General features: G+C 73.9%; 17 protein-coding genes. 10 read left to right on the top strand and 7 right to left on the bottom strand.

From position 1 onward, the window contains the following. A complete protein-coding gene (locus tag ACPYO6_RS04430; RefSeq protein WP_425713681.1) occupies positions 1–714 on the top strand; it encodes a hypothetical protein in 714 nt (237 codons plus the stop codon). 17 nt (positions 715–731) lie between these two features. Here ACPYO6_RS04430 and disA read toward each other — a convergent pair whose 3' ends face one another. Genes disA through ACPYO6_RS04415 form a run of 3 tightly spaced genes read right to left on the bottom strand, consistent with a single transcriptional unit; the run spans position 732 to position 4,027 of the window. After that, entirely contained in the window at positions 732–1,787 is a 1,056-nt protein-coding gene (gene disA, locus ACPYO6_RS04425; RefSeq protein WP_425713680.1) for a DNA integrity scanning diadenylate cyclase DisA, read from the bottom strand. 48 nt (positions 1,788–1,835) lie between these two features. After that, positions 1,836–3,233: a DNA repair protein RadA gene (gene radA, locus ACPYO6_RS04420; protein WP_425713679.1), complete on the bottom strand. Its 1,398-nt coding sequence runs from the start codon at positions 3,231–3,233 to the stop codon at positions 1,836–1,838. Between the two features lie 56 nt (positions 3,234–3,289). Next, complete coding sequence (locus tag ACPYO6_RS04415) at positions 3,290–4,027, bottom strand: GPP34 family phosphoprotein (RefSeq protein ID WP_425713678.1); 738 nt, start codon at positions 4,025–4,027, stop codon at positions 3,290–3,292. A gap of 64 nt (positions 4,028–4,091) precedes the next feature. On the opposite strand from ACPYO6_RS04415, the gene ACPYO6_RS04410 reads away from it, so the two are divergent. Continuing rightward, positions 4,092–5,267, top strand: a complete 1,176-nt coding sequence (locus tag ACPYO6_RS04410) for an acyl-CoA dehydrogenase family protein (protein WP_425713677.1) — start codon at positions 4,092–4,094, stop codon at positions 5,265–5,267. Between the two features lie 4 nt (positions 5,268–5,271). Here ACPYO6_RS04410 and ACPYO6_RS04405 read toward each other — a convergent pair whose 3' ends face one another. After that, entirely contained in the window at positions 5,272–6,123 is an 852-nt protein-coding gene (locus ACPYO6_RS04405; protein WP_425713676.1) for an aldo/keto reductase, read from the bottom strand. A gap of 86 nt (positions 6,124–6,209) precedes the next feature. On the opposite strand from ACPYO6_RS04405, the gene ACPYO6_RS04400 reads away from it, so the two are divergent. Continuing rightward, positions 6,210–6,782 carry a GNAT family N-acetyltransferase gene (locus tag ACPYO6_RS04400; RefSeq protein WP_425713675.1) on the top strand — a complete coding sequence of 191 codons (573 nt, stop codon included), beginning with the start codon at positions 6,210–6,212 and terminating at the stop codon, positions 6,780–6,782. Positions 6,783–6,786: 4 nt separating this feature from the next. On the opposite strand, the gene ACPYO6_RS04395 is transcribed toward ACPYO6_RS04400, so the two are convergent. Further along, positions 6,787–7,449, bottom strand: a complete 663-nt coding sequence (locus ACPYO6_RS04395; RefSeq protein WP_425713674.1) for a potassium channel family protein — start codon at positions 7,447–7,449, stop codon at positions 6,787–6,789. 54 nt (positions 7,450–7,503) lie between these two features. Then, a complete protein-coding gene (locus tag ACPYO6_RS04390; RefSeq protein WP_425713673.1) occupies positions 7,504–8,883 on the bottom strand; it encodes a TrkH family potassium uptake protein in 1,380 nt (459 codons plus the stop codon). A 112-nt stretch (positions 8,884–8,995) separates the two neighbouring features. Between ACPYO6_RS04390 and ACPYO6_RS04385 the strand changes: the two genes are divergently transcribed. The 4 genes from ACPYO6_RS04385 (at position 8,996) to ACPYO6_RS04370 (ending at position 11,211) form a co-directional block, all read left to right on the top strand. Continuing rightward, a complete protein-coding gene (locus ACPYO6_RS04385) occupies positions 8,996–10,246 on the top strand; it encodes an acetoin utilization protein AcuC (RefSeq protein ID WP_425713672.1) in 1,251 nt (416 codons plus the stop codon). Between the two features lie 151 nt (positions 10,247–10,397). After that, positions 10,398–10,613 carry a helix-turn-helix domain-containing protein gene (locus tag ACPYO6_RS04380; protein WP_425713671.1) on the top strand — a complete coding sequence of 72 codons (216 nt, stop codon included), beginning with the start codon at positions 10,398–10,400 and terminating at the stop codon, positions 10,611–10,613. Between the two features lie 113 nt (positions 10,614–10,726). Next, positions 10,727–10,825, top strand: a complete 99-nt coding sequence (locus tag ACPYO6_RS04375; RefSeq protein WP_076808172.1) for a 30S ribosomal protein bS22 — start codon at positions 10,727–10,729, stop codon at positions 10,823–10,825. Between the two features lie 92 nt (positions 10,826–10,917). Then, on the top strand, positions 10,918–11,211 hold the full coding sequence (locus ACPYO6_RS04370) for a glutaredoxin family protein (protein ID WP_425713670.1): 294 nt from the start codon (positions 10,918–10,920) through the stop codon (positions 11,209–11,211). Between the two features lie 168 nt (positions 11,212–11,379). Here the strand turns inward: ACPYO6_RS04370 and ACPYO6_RS04365 are convergent, their stop codons facing one another. Next, positions 11,380–11,925, bottom strand: a complete 546-nt coding sequence (locus tag ACPYO6_RS04365) for a YceI family protein (RefSeq protein WP_425713669.1) — start codon at positions 11,923–11,925, stop codon at positions 11,380–11,382. Between the two features lie 146 nt (positions 11,926–12,071). On the opposite strand from ACPYO6_RS04365, the gene ACPYO6_RS04360 reads away from it, so the two are divergent. The 3 genes from ACPYO6_RS04360 to ACPYO6_RS04350 are packed head-to-tail and all read left to right on the top strand — an operon-like array spanning position 12,072 to position 14,018. Further along, positions 12,072–12,599 carry a MarR family winged helix-turn-helix transcriptional regulator gene (locus tag ACPYO6_RS04360; protein WP_425713668.1) on the top strand — a complete coding sequence of 176 codons (528 nt, stop codon included), beginning with the start codon at positions 12,072–12,074 and terminating at the stop codon, positions 12,597–12,599. 34 nt (positions 12,600–12,633) lie between these two features. Beyond that, positions 12,634–13,419 (top strand): histidine phosphatase family protein, encoded by a 786-nt coding sequence (locus ACPYO6_RS04355; RefSeq protein ID WP_425713667.1) that lies wholly within the window; start codon positions 12,634–12,636, stop codon positions 13,417–13,419. After that, entirely contained in the window at positions 13,416–14,018 is a 603-nt protein-coding gene (locus ACPYO6_RS04350; RefSeq protein ID WP_425713666.1) for a TlpA family protein disulfide reductase, read from the top strand. Before ACPYO6_RS04355 ends, ACPYO6_RS04350 begins: the two co-directional genes overlap by 4 nt. Positions 14,019–14,020: the final 2 nt, after the last annotated feature.

Here is a 14,020-nt window from a genome sequence, read left to right as displayed (position 1 = left end):
GTGCCCACCGATGACGACCGCGGTTCGCGCCCCGCGCAGCGCCGCCGCCCCAGCCGGGCGACGATCTGGCGCCGCCGCATCACCGTGCTCCTCGCGCTTCTCGTCGTGCTCGCGCTCGTCGTGTGGGGCGTCATCGCCGTCTGGGGCGCGATCTTCGGGGGCGACGACGACGAGCAGGGCCCGGCCGCCGCCGAGTCGTCCTCGGAGTCCGGCAGCGAGTCCGCCTCCGACGCCGTCCCGACCGGCGACCCCGTGGCCTGCACCGACGACCAGCTCGGGCTGACGATGACGGCCACGGGTCGCCACGCCGGCAGCCCGGTCGACTTCGCGATCGAGCTGACGAACTCCGGCCGGGGCGACTGCCTCGTCGACGCGGGCAACGCGGCCCTCGTCGTCGAGGTCACCTCGGGCAACGACCCGGTCTGGTCCTCGGCGCACTGCCCGGCCGAGGAGTCACGGATGCTCCTGCTCGGACCGGACACCACGTCCGACGCGCTCGTCACCTGGCCCGGGACCCGGTCGAGCGCGGACTGCCCCGAGGACCCGCCCGCCGTCAGCCCGGGGACCTACCGGGCCGTCCTCGTGCGCGAGGGCGCCGAGATCGGCGGCACCGACACCGTGTTCACCCTGGACGAGGCCCCGGCCGAGGCACCGACGGACGGCGAGGCGCCCACCGAGGGCGAGACTGCGTCCGAGGCGCCGAGCGAGGGCTGAGAACCAGCCACCCCGTCTCAGACCAGCGACGTCTCCGCGACCCGCCCGAGCCCCTCGCGCACGGCGAACGCCCGCGCGCGGCCCACGCCCTCGACCTCCTGCAGGTCGTCCGTGGTCGCGGCGAGGAGGGCCTGCAGCGAGTCGTAGTGGCTGACGATCGCGTTGGCGACCGCCTGCGGCAGGCGCGGGATCTTGCCGATGAGCCGGTGCCCGCGCGGCGAGGCCGGGGTGTCGAGGTCGGCTCCGCCGGGCCCGCCCAGGCGCATGGTCCGGGCGATCCCCGCGAGGTCGACGAGGTCGGAGGACGAGAGCGCCCCGAGCGCCTCCCGGACCCCCGACGACGCGCCCGTGGGCACGTAGTCCCGCACGAGCGAGCGGCGCTCGAACGCGAGGCCGACCATGAGGTCGTCGTGCTGGAGCCGCAGGAGGTGGCCGTCGGTGCCGGCCTGGACGGTGGCCGACTCGACGTCGGAGGAGATCCTGCGGATCATCTCCATGCGCTGGACGATCGTCACGACGTCGCGCACCGTGACGACGTCCTCGACCTCGAGCGCCGTGAACGTGCCGAGGAGCTGGTCGAGCCGGGCGCGGTAGCGCTCGAGGGCGGACAGCGCGAGCTCGCCCTTCGCGAGGACCTCCGCGCTCTCGACGACGACGTGCCGCAGCTCGCCGACGTACAGGGCGACGGTCCGCATCGACTGGCTGACCGAGATCACCGGGTGCCCCGTCTGCCGGGCCGTGCGCTGGGCCGTGCGGTGCCGCATCCCGGACTCGACCGTGTCGATGTGGGAGCCGGGCATGAGCTGGACGTTCGCGCGGCGGATCCGCCCGGCGGACCGGTCGACGACGACGGCGCCGTCCATCTTCGACAGCTCGCGCAACCGGGTCGCGGACATCTCGACGTCGAGGTCGAATCCGCCCGAGGAGATCGCCTCGACATCGTCGTCGAAGCCGAGGACGATGATGGCGCCGGTGCGGCCGCGCAGGATGCGGTCGATCCCGTCGCGCAGGACGGTGCCCGGCGCGATCTCGTGCAGCATGGTGCGCATCGTCGCCTCGTCGTCGGTGCCCATGCCTCCCCGTTCCCGGCGGAACGGCCCCGCCGGGCTCATCGTAGGTCGCTACCGGTCAGCGCCGCTGCCGCTCGGCCCCAGGCCGCACTCGCGCGCCGCCTCGGCGAGGTTCGCCGCCCGGACCACACGGATCCCGGCCACGTTCGCGGGCGCCTCGCCGGCCGAGGGGACGACCGCGGTGGTGAACCCGAGCCGTGCGGCCTCGGCGAGGCGGCGGCCCACGCCCGTCGTCGCGCGCAGCTCGCCCGTGAGGCCCACCTCGCCGAACGCGACGACACCGGGGCGCACGGGCCTCCCGAGGGACGCGGACAGCAGCGCGAGGCCGAGGGCGAGGTCCGCGGCGGGCTCGCTCGCCCGCGCGCCGCCGACCGTGGAGACGTAGACGTCCTTACCCGCGGTCCCCACCTCGAGCCGCGCGGCGAGCACGGCGAGCATCATGGCGACCCGCGCGCCGTCGACGCCGGAGACCGTGCGACGCGGTGGCCCGGCCGGCTCGGTGAGCAGCGACTGGACCTCGACCGGCATCGGGCGGCGGCCCTCGAGCGTCACCGTCACGCAGGTGCCGGCCACGGGTTCGGGGGCGGCGGAGAGGAAGAGCCCGGACGGGTCGGGCAGGCCGATGATGCCGTCCTCGCGCAGGTCGAAGCAGCCGACCTCGTCCGTGGCGCCGAACCGGTTCTTCACCGCGCGCACGAGACGCAGGCGCGAGTGGCGCTCGCCCTCGACCTGGCACACGACGTCGACGAGGTGCTCGAGCACCCGCGGCCCCGCGATCGAGCCGTCCTTCGTCACGTGCCCCACGAGCATCGCGGGCATCGCGCGGGCCTTCGCCGCACGGATGAGGGTGGCCGCGACCGCCCGGACCTGGGAGACGCCGCCCGCGGACCCGTCCACGGCGGAGTCGGCGACGGTCTGGACCGAGTCGACGACGAGCAGCGCCGGGTCCATCGCCTCGATGTGGCCGAGCACGGTGGCGAGGTCGGTCTCGGCCGTGAGCAGGAGATCCTCGTGCAGGGCCCCGATCCGCTCGGCGCGCAGGCGGACCTGGCTCGCCGACTCCTCGCCGGTCACGTACAGCACGCGCCCCTCGACCGCAGACGCCGCCCGGGCCGCGACGTCGAGGAGGAGGGTCGACTTCCCGACGCCGGGCTCGCCCGCGAGGAGCACGACGGCGCCGGGCACGAGGCCGCCGCCCAGGACGCGGTCGAGCTCCCCGACCCCGGTGGGCCGGGCGCGCGCGGTCTCGACGTCGACGTCGAGGATCGACGCCGCGGGCGTGGCCGGGGCGAGCGCACCGACCGACGCGCGGGCGGGCGCGGCGCCGGCCTCCTCGATCGTGCCCCAGGCCTGGCACTCGCCGCAGCGGCCGACCCACTTCGGGGTGGTCCAGCCGCACTCGGTGCAGCGCAGCTCGGCGCGGGGTCGCTTGGTGGAGGTCGTCGGCACGGGTCCACGGTAGGCGGCGGCGCCGACAGCCGCGGGCGCCCTCCCCACCGCGCGCGTCAGACGGGGATCCGGCCGAACTGCATGAGCGCCCAGGCGATGGCCGGCACGAGCAGGACGAACAGCAGGACGGCGACCCACCACCGGCCCGTGTCCCGGGAGACCTTCTCGCGCAGGTAGAAGTGGCCGTTCACGGAGTCCAGCTCCTTCCCGCCCGCGCCCTCGACCGCGTGCTCGCCGACGTCGGAGCGGTGGAGGACGGGCAGGACCGCGGCGGTACGGCCGTCGGTCGGGGCCTGCCCCATCGAGCACCGGATCCGCTCGCGGAGCCGGTCCTCGCGCTCGGGCGCCGCCTCCTGGTAGGTCGTGCCTCGACGATCGCCGAGGGCGGTGCTGTGCCCGCGCACGAGGGTGCCGGCCGCGACGAGCTGGTCGAGCGTGGTGGCGACGAGGTGGTCGGCGGCGCCCGCGACCGCCCCGACCCCGCGGCTCCCGCCCGCACGGCCGCGCGGGTCCTGGCCGACCAGCCACGCCGCGATCGCGTCGTAGCCGGGCGGCGGCGTGGGGCCGCCCTCGACCGGGACGTAGGTCTGGATGATCTCCCGCCTGGTCATGCCGCCGCCGGGGCCGGGCCGCCACTTCCGCTTCTCGTGGATGCGCAGCGTCCCGCCCGCGAGCACCTGCTCCGCCGCCGACTCGACCGCGAGCCGGCGCAGGGTGTCGGTATCGACGAGGCACGCGCCCGTCTCGTCGTCGTGGACGAGGAGGAGGACGTCGGCGAGGAGCTGGGCCGGCATCTGACCAGGCTATCGAGGGGCGACGCCCTGGCCGGGCACCCCGGACGGGGAGGACAATGCATCCATGACCAGCGAAGCCGCCCCCCGCCGTCAGGTCCTCACCGACGAGCTGCTCGAGACGATCCGCTCGCGCGCCGCCGGCCACGACCGCGACAACACCTTCCCCCACGACGACCTCGCCGACCTGCGCGCGGCCGGCTACCTCACCGCGTTCGTGCCCGCCGAGCTCGGCGGCGGCGGGCTGAGCCTGGAGGAGATGGCCCGCGAGCAGGCGCGCCTCGCCGGCGCCTCGCCCGCCACGGCGCTCGCCGTCAACATGCACCAGATCTGGGTGGGCGTGGCCCGCACGGTCCGGGCCGCCGGCCAGTCCGACATGGACGAGATCCTCGCGCGCGTGATGGACGGCGCGATCATCGCCTTCGGCGTGTCCGAGGCCGGCAACGACCTCGTCCTCTTCGGCTCCGCCTCCGACGCCACGCCCGACGGCGAGGGCGGCTACGCGTTCAACGGCACGAAGATCTTCACGACCCTGGGACCGGTGTGGACCCTGCTCGGCACGTTCGGCACCGACCGCACGGACCCCGACAACCCGGTCAACGTGTGGGGCTTCGTCGAGCGCGACGGCGGCGGCATCGAGATCAAGGAGGACTGGGACACCCTCGGCATGCGGGCGACCCAGTCGTACACGACCGTGCTCGACGGCGCGCACGCACCCGCGCACCGCATCGTCCGGCGTGTCCCGCCCGGGCCGACCATGGACCCCTTCGTCTTCGGGATCTTCGCCAACTTCGAGATCCTGCTCGCGGCCGTCTACCAGGGCGTCGCGCAGCGCGCGCTCGACGTCGCCGTCGCGACCGTGGGCAAGAGGATGAGCCTGAAGAACCAGGCCCCGTACGCGCACGACCCCGACATCCGGCGGCGGCTCGCCGACGCCGCCATCGAGCTCGACGCGATCGAGCCCCAGCTCGTCGCCCTCGCCCGGGACGTCGACGCCGGGGCGGACCGCCCGCTGTGGATGCCACAGCTCTCCGCGCTCAAGTCACGCGCGACCGAGACGGCGCTGCGCGTCGTCGAGAAGGCCGTACGGGCGTCCGGCGGGTCGAGCTTCTACACGCGCGCCGAGCTCTCGCGCCTGTACCGCGACGTCGTCGCCGGCCTCTTCCACCCCTCCGACGACGAGTCCGTCCACGCCGCCTGGGCGAACGCGCTGCTCGGCCCGGTCCCGCCGCCGGCGGGCTGAGCGGCTACTCCTCGCCGTACCGCTTCATCGTCGAGGGGTGCATGCCGGTGCGCCCGGCCTCACCCTGGTCGAGCGCGTCGATGCGCGCCGCCTGCTCGGCGGTGAGCTCGACCTGGAGCGCGCCGAGGTTCTCCTCGATCCGCTTCCGCGAGCTCGCCTTGGGGATGATGACGTGGTCGCGCCCGACGTGCCAGGCGAGCACCACCTGCGCGGGCGACGCGCCGACCTCGGCGGCGACCGCCTCGACCACGGGATCGGTGAGGACGCGCCCGCGGGCGATCGGCGACCACGCCTGCACCGTGATGCCCTCGGCGCGGCAGAAGTCGACGACCTCCTGGTTCTGCAGGTACGGGTGGATCTCGGCCTGGTCGAGGGCCGGCAGGGGGAGGCCCGCGTCCTGGATCTCGCGCAGGTGCTCCGGCTGGCCGTTCGACATGCCGATCGAGGTCACGAGGCCGGCGGCCCGGGCGTCGACGAGGACCTGCCAGGTCTCGGCGAGCGGGGTGGTCGAGTCGGCCGGGTAGGGCCAGTGGATGAGGAAGAGGTCGAGCCGGTCGAGCCCGAGGTCCTCGAGCGAGCGCTCGATGCTGGCCCTCGCCGTGCCGGGCGCGTGGTTCGGGTTGTCGAGCTTGCTCGTGACGAACAGCTCGTCGCGGGCGACGCCGCTGTCCGCGATGCCGCGGCCGACGCCCACCTCGTTCCCGTACATCTGCGCGGTGTCGACGTGCCGGTAGCCCACCTCGATCGCGGTGGCGACCAGCGGCGCCGCGTCGGCGTCGGGGATCTTGTAGGTGCCGAAACCGATCTGGGGGATTGCGTGGCCGTCACCCATGACGACGATGCCCGAGGAGATCATGGGATCCATCCTGGCAGGTCGGGCGGCGATCGCGGGCACAGGTATTCCGTCGCGCGGGTGGTGGCCGCCCCGATAGCGTGCCGCGCGTGCACTCCCCGACGATCGGCGCGCCGTCCGCCGTGACCCTCACGCGCCTCGATCCGGCAGGTGACGACCGCGAGGAGCTGGTCGTCTTCATGACCCAGAACGCCTTCCCGTTCCACATGGTGCCGCGCCCCGACCGCGCGCGGGTCGAGCGCCTGGTGGGCGAGGGGGCGTTCCGGGACGACGAGAACGACTCGTACTGGGTCGACCACGCCGGTCTCGGTCGGATCGGCTTCCTCCGCCTGGAGGACCTCGAGGACGACACGCCGATGTTCGACCTCCGGCTCGCCGAGGAGTTCCGCGGCCGCGGTCTCGCCTCGGAGGTCGTGCGCGCGGCGACCGACCTCGTGTTCCGACGGTTCCCCGCCGCCCGGAGGTTCGAGGGGCAGACCCGGGAGGACAACGTGGCGATGCGTCGCACCTTCCTGCGCTGCGGTTTCCTCAAGGAGGCCCACTACCGCGAGGGCTGGCCGGTCGACGGCGGGGAGCCCGTCGCCTCGGTCGCCTACGCGATCCTCAGGCGCGACTGGGAGTCCGGGACGACGACCCCCTTCGTGTGGGAGGACCTCGCCTGACCGCTCACGGCCGGTGCGCGAACACCTCGAGCAGCTCGGTGTCGCCCGAGACGATGAGGGTGTCCTCGGCGTCGATCCGGGTCTCGAGGGTCGTGTACTCGAACGGCTCGCCGGGCGACTTCCTGCCGATGACCGTGATCCCGTAGCGCGAGCGCAGCGAGAGCTCGCCGATGGTGAACCCGTGCGTCTCGCTGGGGGGACGCATCTTCACCACCGCGAAGCCGTCCTCCATCTCGATGTAGTCGAGCATCCGGCCGGAGACCATGTGGGCCACGCGCTGGCCGGCGTCGTACTCGGGGTAGACCACGTGGTGCGCCCCGATGCGCTTGAGGATGCGCCCGTGCTCACCGGACACGGCCTTCGCCCAGATCTGCGGCATCCCGAGGTCGACGAGGTTCCCCGTGATGAGCACCGACGCCTCGAGGTAGGAGCCCACGCCCACGACGGCGACGGGGAAGTCCGCGGCGCCGAGCTGCTCGAGCGCGTCGGCCGAGGTGGCGTCGGCCTCGACGAGGGGGAGCCGGCTCGACCACGTCTGGACGAGGTCGGGGTCCTTCTCGACGGCGAGGACCTCGCGGTCGAGGGACTCCAGGGTCGCCGCCAGGGCCGCGCCGAAGCGCCCGAGGCCGATGACGAGGACGGCGGAGTCCCGGGCCTGCTTCGGCATGTGGGTCCTTTCGTCGGGCGTGCGGTGGGGTGGCGGTGGGGCCATTGTCGCGGGTCAGCCGATGACCGGGCGTTCCTCCGGCATGCGGATGACCCGGCGCCGCGAGCGGATCGCGAGGGCGGCGGCGAGGGTCATCGTGCCGATGCGGCCCGCGAACATGAGGACCGCGAGGACGTAGGTGGCGCTGTCCGGCAGGTGCGGGGTGATGCCGGTCGACAGGCCCACCGTGGCGAACGCCGAGATCACCTCGAAGAGCACCTGGTCGAGCGTGAAGTCGGTGACCGAGAGGAGCACGAGGGTGGACAGCCCGACCATCGTGGCGCCGAGGAAGGCGACGGCCACGGCGAGGCGGACCGTCTCGGTGGGGATGCGGCGGCCGAACGCCTCGATGTCCCGGTCGCCCCGCGCCTCCGCGACGATCGCGAGGACGAGGACGGCGAAGGTCGTCACCTTGATGCCGCCCGCCGTCGACGCCGACCCGCCGCCGACGAACATCATCGCGTCCGTGGCGAACAGGGTCGACTGCTGCATCTCGGAGACGTCGAGGGTCGCGAGGCCCGACGAGCGCGGCGTGATCGAGTGCACGAGAGTGGCGATGACGCGGTCGGCGGCGGGCAGGCCGCCGAGGGTGTCCGGGTTGGACCACTCGAACAGGACGAACGCGACGACGGTGACGAGGAACAGGACGCCGAAGGTCGCGAGCGTGAGCCTGGCGTGCAGCGAGATGCGGCCGGGCCGGCGGCGGTGGCGCCACAGGTCGAGGAGGACCGGGAAGCCGACCGCGCCGAGGAACGTGCCGACGACGACGACGAGCCCGAGCCACCAGTCGCCGACGAACGGCACGAGACCGCCGTCGAGGACGACGAACCCGGCGTTGTTGAAGATCGACAGCGCCATGAAGAAGCCGTGCCACAGCGCGGCCGGGACGGACTCGCCGTACTCGAGGAACCGCGGGACGAGCGTGGCCGCGAGGGTGAGCTCGATGACGACGGAGGCCACGATGACGGCACGGACGAGCGAGCCGACCTCGCCGAGCCGCGTCGTCCCCGTCTCCGAGGCGGTGAGCATCCGCTGGGTGAGCCCGATGCGGCGGGAGACCGCGAGGCCGAGGATCGAGGCCAGCGTCATCACGCCGAGCCCGCCCACCTTGATGCTGACGAGGATGACCGCCTGGCCGAACCCGGACCAGTAGGTCGCCGTCTCCACGGTGGTCAGCCCCGTCACGCACACCGCGGAGACGGCGGTGAACAGTGCGTCGACGAACGGGGCGCGCACGCCGTCGGTCGTCGCGACGGGCAGGGAGAGCAGGCCGGTCATCACCACGACGATCGAGGCGAACACGAGCAGCGCGAGCCGGGCGGGGGAGCGATGGGCGAGGTCGTCGACCCGGTCCCTGCCCAGCGCGAGGACGCGGCCGAGGGCGGAGCGTGCCACCTGACCTCCCGCGCCGTCGGCCGGGGCGGTCGGCCGCCCCGGGCTGCGGGCCCGCGACCGGGCGTGCGCGCAGCAGACGGAACCTTGCCACAGGCGGGGGTAGGTTGCCCCCATGGCCGAAGGAGCTCTCGTGTGGTCCCCGGACCTCGTCGGCTACAACTTCGGGGTCGGGCACCCGATGACCCCGCTGCGGCTCCACCTCACCCACGAGCTCGCCCGCGCGCTCGGGCAGCTCGACGACGGCGCCGTCGAGATCGTCGAGCCCGAGCCGTGCGACGAGGAACTGCTCGCCCGCGTCCACGAGGCCGGGTACGTCGCCGCGGTCCGGGCCGCGGAGGCCGACGGCACGGCCGACGCCCGGCGCGGGATCGGCGGCGACGACAACCCGGTGTTCGGCGCGATGCACACGGCCTCGGCGCGCCTCGTCGGCTCGACGGTGGCCGCCGCGCGCGCCGTGTGGGACGGCCGCGTGCGGCGTGCGTTCTCGATGGCGGGCGGCATGCACCACGCGATGCCGGGGCACGCCTCGGGATTCTGCGTCTACAACGACGTCGCCGTCGCGATCCGCCACCTCAAGGAGTCGGGCGCCGGGCGGATCGTCTACGTCGATGTCGACGCCCATCACGGCGACGGCGTCGAGCGCGTGTTCTGGGACGACCCGGACGTGGTGACCGTGTCGATCCACGAGCACCCCTCGACCCTGTTCCCCGGCACCGGCTACCCGCAGGACGTCGGCGGACCCGAGGCCAGGGGCTCCGCCGTCAACGTCGCCCTGCCGGCAGGGACGTCCGACGCGCAGTGGCTCCGCGCGCTCGAGGCGGTGGCGGCCCCGATCGTCGAGGCGGTCCGCCCGGACGTCCTCGTCACCCAGCACGGCTCGGACTCCCACGGGCGCGACCCCCTGACGAACCTCGCGGTGTCCGTCGACGCCCAGCGCGGCGCGGCGCTGCTGCTCGCCGACCTCGCCGAGCGGTACGCATGCGGTCGCTGGGTCGCCACGGGCGGCGGCGGTTACGAGGTCGTCAACGTCGTGCCGCGCGCGTGGTGCCACGTGCTCGGCGTCGTCGCGGGCCGGCCGCTGGACCCGGGCACGCCGGTCCCCGAGGAGTGGCGCGCCCTCGTCCATGACCTCGCCGAGGGCGCGATCGCCACGACGATGTCCGACGCCGGTCCGTTCACCGTCCCGGGAGCGCGTACCCACGAGGGCACGACGGCGAACGGCAGGGCGGCGGACGGCCCGACCGGTGAACCCGCCGGACGGTTCGCCGAGGGCTACGACCCCGAGGACCCGGTCGACCGCGCGATCCTCGCCACCCGTCGCGCGACCTTTCCCGAGCACGGCCTCGACCCGCTGACGGCGTAGGGAGGGCCGCGGGCCGGGGGCGCCGACCGACGCGCCGAGGCCCGCGACACGCGCGGCGATTGGCCGAGGCACCGCCGACACCGCTATCTTCGGTGCACAGGAGCCCCACGAGTCACGTGCGCGGCCGGGGCGTGGTCAGGAGCGGGGAGCAATGGTCGAGAGTCAGGGGAGCAGCCCTTTCCTCACGGTGGCCGAGGTGGCCGAGTCGCTTCGCGTGTCCAAGATGACGGTGTACCGCATGGTGCACTCGGGCGAGCTGCCCGCCGTCCGCGTCGGCCGGTCGTTCCGGGTGCCGAACGCCGCCGTCGACCAGCTGATCTCGGAGGGCCTGCAGGGCTGGGACACGGCCGAGGGCACCGGCTCGTGACCGTGTGGCGGGTCTGACGCACCAGGCGACCCGCACCCGCTGCTCACCCGCTAGACTTGCCGGGTTTCCCGGACGCGCACGCGTTACGTACCCGATCGGACTGAGGTGGACCCGTGGGATCTGTCGTCAAGAAGCGCCGCAAGCGCATGTCGAAGAAGAAGCACCGCAAGCTGCTGCGTCGCACGCGACACCAGCGCCGCAACAAGAAGTGATCTTTCGCTTCCGTCGTCGATCGAGCCCGGGCCCCGCAGGGGTGCCGGGTTCGTCGCGTTCCGGGGGTGACACGGCGCCGGCGTCGTCGACCGTGGCCGGCTCGCCCGAGGCCTGGCTCGGCGGGGGTGCGGCCGGTGCGGCGCAGTCTCCCGCCCGCCTCGAGGTCGTCTCCCGGGCCGGCTGCCACCTGTGCGAGCGGACCGCCGCGCAGCTGGAGCCGGTCGCCGAGCGGTACGGCGCCTCGCTCGTCCTCGTCGACGTCGACGCGGACCCGGCGCTCGCGGAGCTGTCGGACCACGTGCCCGTCGTCCGGCTCGACGGCGTGGAGGTCGACCGGTTGATGGTCGACGTCGCCGCGGTCGAGCGGGCGCTCGCCGCGCGCTGAGCCGCGCGCTCGACGTGCACGAACGGCAGTCTCGGGAGGAACAAACAGCAGCCTTGGTGTGAACAAGCCGCACTCTCGACGACGACGAACCGCAGTCTCGACGTGGCGAGGGCCGGTCCCCCGATGGGGGACCGGCCCTCGCCGCGTCAGTCGGTCAGGCGCTCAGGCTCAGGCCTGGGCGGCCCGCGGGACGGCCTCGACCTCGATGGTGATGGTGACCTTGTCGGAGACGAGGACGCCACCGGTCTCGAGGGCGGCGTTCCACGTGAGGTCGAACTCCTTGCGGGAGATCGTCGTCGTGGCGGAGAAGCCGATGCGGGCCTGGCCGAACGGGTCGGTCGCCGCACCGTTGAACTCGACCGCGAGGGCGACGGGCTTGGTCACGCCGTTGAGCGTGAGGTCGCCGTTGAGAGTGAACTCGGGGGCGTCGCCGTCGACCGAGGTGGAGACGAAGGTCCACTCCGGGTTGTTCTCGGCGTCCCAGAAGTCGGCCGAGCGCAGGTGGCCGTCGCGGTTGGCGTCCTTGGTGTCGACCGAGGCGGACTGGATCGTGACGTTCGCGGAGGACTGGGCGAAGTCCTCGGCGATGACGAGCTCGCCCGCGAAGTCGGTGAACTGGCCGCGGACCTTCGAGATGCCCGCGTGGCGGACGGTGAAGCCGACCTCGGAGTGCGAGGGCTCGATGGTGTAGGTACCGGCGGGGATGGTCGACATACTGCCTCCAGCGTGGATCGCGCCGACTCTCGCCGACGAAGTGGTTGAAGCGTGAACGATTGAACTGTAAACTAATTCTGGACGTCGACGCAAGCCCCCCGCCCGGGGGACCCCGCGGCGGTGCGGGGTCAGGATGGAGGACCGGGATGAACACGCGATGGCTCAGCCTCGACCAGCAGAGGTCGTGGCGCCTCTTCCTGCGAGCCTCGGCCCAGGTCCTCGAGGACGTCAACCACGACCTCACCGTGAGTGCGCGCCTCTCGCTGCCGGAGTACGAGGTGCTCGTGCGCCTCTCGGAGGCCCCGGACCGGGTGCGCCGGATGTCCTCCCTCGCCGAGGACCTCGTCCACTCCCGGTCCCGGCTCACGCACACGGTGCGCCGGCTCGAGGAGGCCGGCTACGTCGAGCGCCGCAACGACTGCGAGGACCGCCGCGGGGTGAACGCGCGCCTGACCGACGCCGGGTACGCCCGGCTCGAGGAGGCGGCGCCCGGGCACGTCGAGGCGGTCCGCGGCCGGCTCGTCGACCGACTGACGACCGAGCAGATGTCCGAGCTCGGCCGCATCATGGCCGCACTCCTCGACGACGACGAGATCGACCGCGAGGTCGCGCGCGACCGTCCGCCGGCACCGGCGCCGGGGCGGACCGCGGACGGTGAGCGGCGGACCCGCTGACCGCGCGGGCCGCACAGTTTGCGACACTGGTCCCATGCCCCACACAGTCGTCCATCTCCTGCGTCACGGCGAGGTCCACAACCCCTCCGGCGTGCTCTACGGCCGCCTGCCCGGGTTCCACCTCTCCGAGCGCGGGCGCGCCATGGCCCGGTCGGTGGCGGCCCACCTGCGCGAGACCGGCCACGACGTGCGCCGGGTGGTCGCTTCCCCGCTCGAGCGGGCCCAGGAGACCGGCCGGCCCGTGGCCGAGGCGTTCGGTCTCGAGGTCGAGACCGACGAGCGGCTGATCGAGGGCGGGAACGCCTTCGAGGGGCTCACGATCCGGGCGAACCCGCTCGCGCTCGCGCACCCGCGCTACTGGCCGCTGTACGTCGACCCCCTGCGGCCGAGCTGGGGCGAGGCGCACCGCGCGATCGCCGACCGGATGACCGACGCCGTGCGCGCCGTCCTCATCCGCTCCGAGGGCGGCGAGGTCGTCCTCGTCTCCCACCAGCTGCCGATCTGGGTCACCCGCCTCGTCGTCGAGCGTCGCCCGCTCGCGCACGACCCGCGCCGCCGCGAGGCCGCCCTCGCGTCCCTCACCTCGCTGCACTTCGACGACCGTCGGCTCGTCGGCATCACGTACGACGAGCCGGCCGCCGCACTCGTGGCCGACGCGATCGACGTCACCCCCGGCACGTCCCGGGCGGCCGTCAACACCGGGTCCGGCCGGCGCTCCGCGCGCTCCGGGACGAAGACCTCACCGCCGCTCCCGCGCACCGTCCCCACGCCCGAGACGGCCGACTCCGCCGCGGACGCCGGCGAGCAGGTCCGCGCGTGACGCCCCGCACCTCCCGCACCCGCTCCCGCACGGTCCCGGCCGCCCTCGGGGCGCTCGCCCTCGCGGGGTCCCTGGCCGCCTGTGCGCCGTCGGGGTCCTCGCCGGACGGCGGCGACGTCGGCGCGGGCTACGAGGCCGGCGACGGCTCGTTCACCACGTGGGACCCGGACGAGCGCGGCGACGCGATCGAGCTGACCGGCACCTCCTACGACGAGCAGCCGGTCGACCTCGCCGACGCCCGCGGGGGTGTCGCCGTCGTCAACTTCTGGTACGCCGCCTGCCCGCCGTGCCGGGTCGAGGCCCCCGACCTCGCGGAGATGGCCGCGGACTACGAGGGCGAGGTCGTCATGCTCGGGGTCAACCCGCGCGACGACACCGCCACCGCCCAGGCCTTCGAGAACACGTTCGAGATCCCCTACCCGTCCGTGCACGACTCCGAGGCGCGGGCCGTCGCCGCGTTCGAGGGCCTGGTCCCGCTGTCCGCCATGCCGACCACCGTCGTGCTCGACCAGGAGGGTCGGGTCGCCGCCCGCATCCTCGGCCAGGCCGACCCGACGATCCTGCGCGGGCTCGTCGACGACGTCCTCGCCGAGGCCTGAGC

Origin of the sequence: Georgenia sp. Z1344 (assembly GCF_049856295.1) — a bacterium.
GTDB lineage: Bacteria > Actinomycetota > Actinomycetes > Actinomycetales > Actinomycetaceae > JB111.
The sequence above is the reverse complement of the archived record's forward strand: the minus strand, read 5'-3'. Positions and strand labels throughout refer to the sequence as shown.

What these genes read in the sequence shown, in the direction of transcription:
- disA (WP_425713680.1), bottom strand. Translation starts at nt 1,787, where the DNA reads ATGGGCACCGACGACGAGGCGACGATGCGCACCATGCTGCACGAGATC.
- ACPYO6_RS04415 (WP_425713678.1), bottom strand. Translation starts at nt 4,027, where the DNA reads ATGCCGGCCCAGCTCCTCGCCGACGTCCTCCTCCTCGTCCACGACGAC.
- ACPYO6_RS04410 (WP_425713677.1), top strand. Translation starts at nt 4,092, where the DNA reads ATGACCAGCGAAGCCGCCCCCCGCCGTCAGGTCCTCACCGACGAGCTG.
- ACPYO6_RS04405 (WP_425713676.1), bottom strand. Translation starts at nt 6,123, where the DNA reads ATGATCTCCTCGGGCATCGTCGTCATGGGTGACGGCCACGCAATCCCC.
- ACPYO6_RS04395 (WP_425713674.1), bottom strand. Translation starts at nt 7,449, where the DNA reads ATGCCGAAGCAGGCCCGGGACTCCGCCGTCCTCGTCATCGGCCTCGGG.
- ACPYO6_RS04385 (WP_425713672.1), top strand. Translation starts at nt 8,996, where the DNA reads ATGGCCGAAGGAGCTCTCGTGTGGTCCCCGGACCTCGTCGGCTACAAC.
- ACPYO6_RS04380 (WP_425713671.1), top strand. Translation starts at nt 10,398, where the DNA reads ATGGTCGAGAGTCAGGGGAGCAGCCCTTTCCTCACGGTGGCCGAGGTG.
- ACPYO6_RS04365 (WP_425713669.1), bottom strand. Translation starts at nt 11,925, where the DNA reads ATGTCGACCATCCCCGCCGGTACCTACACCATCGAGCCCTCGCACTCC.
- ACPYO6_RS04360 (WP_425713668.1), top strand. Translation starts at nt 12,072, where the DNA reads ATGAACACGCGATGGCTCAGCCTCGACCAGCAGAGGTCGTGGCGCCTC.
- ACPYO6_RS04355 (WP_425713667.1), top strand. Translation starts at nt 12,634, where the DNA reads ATGCCCCACACAGTCGTCCATCTCCTGCGTCACGGCGAGGTCCACAAC.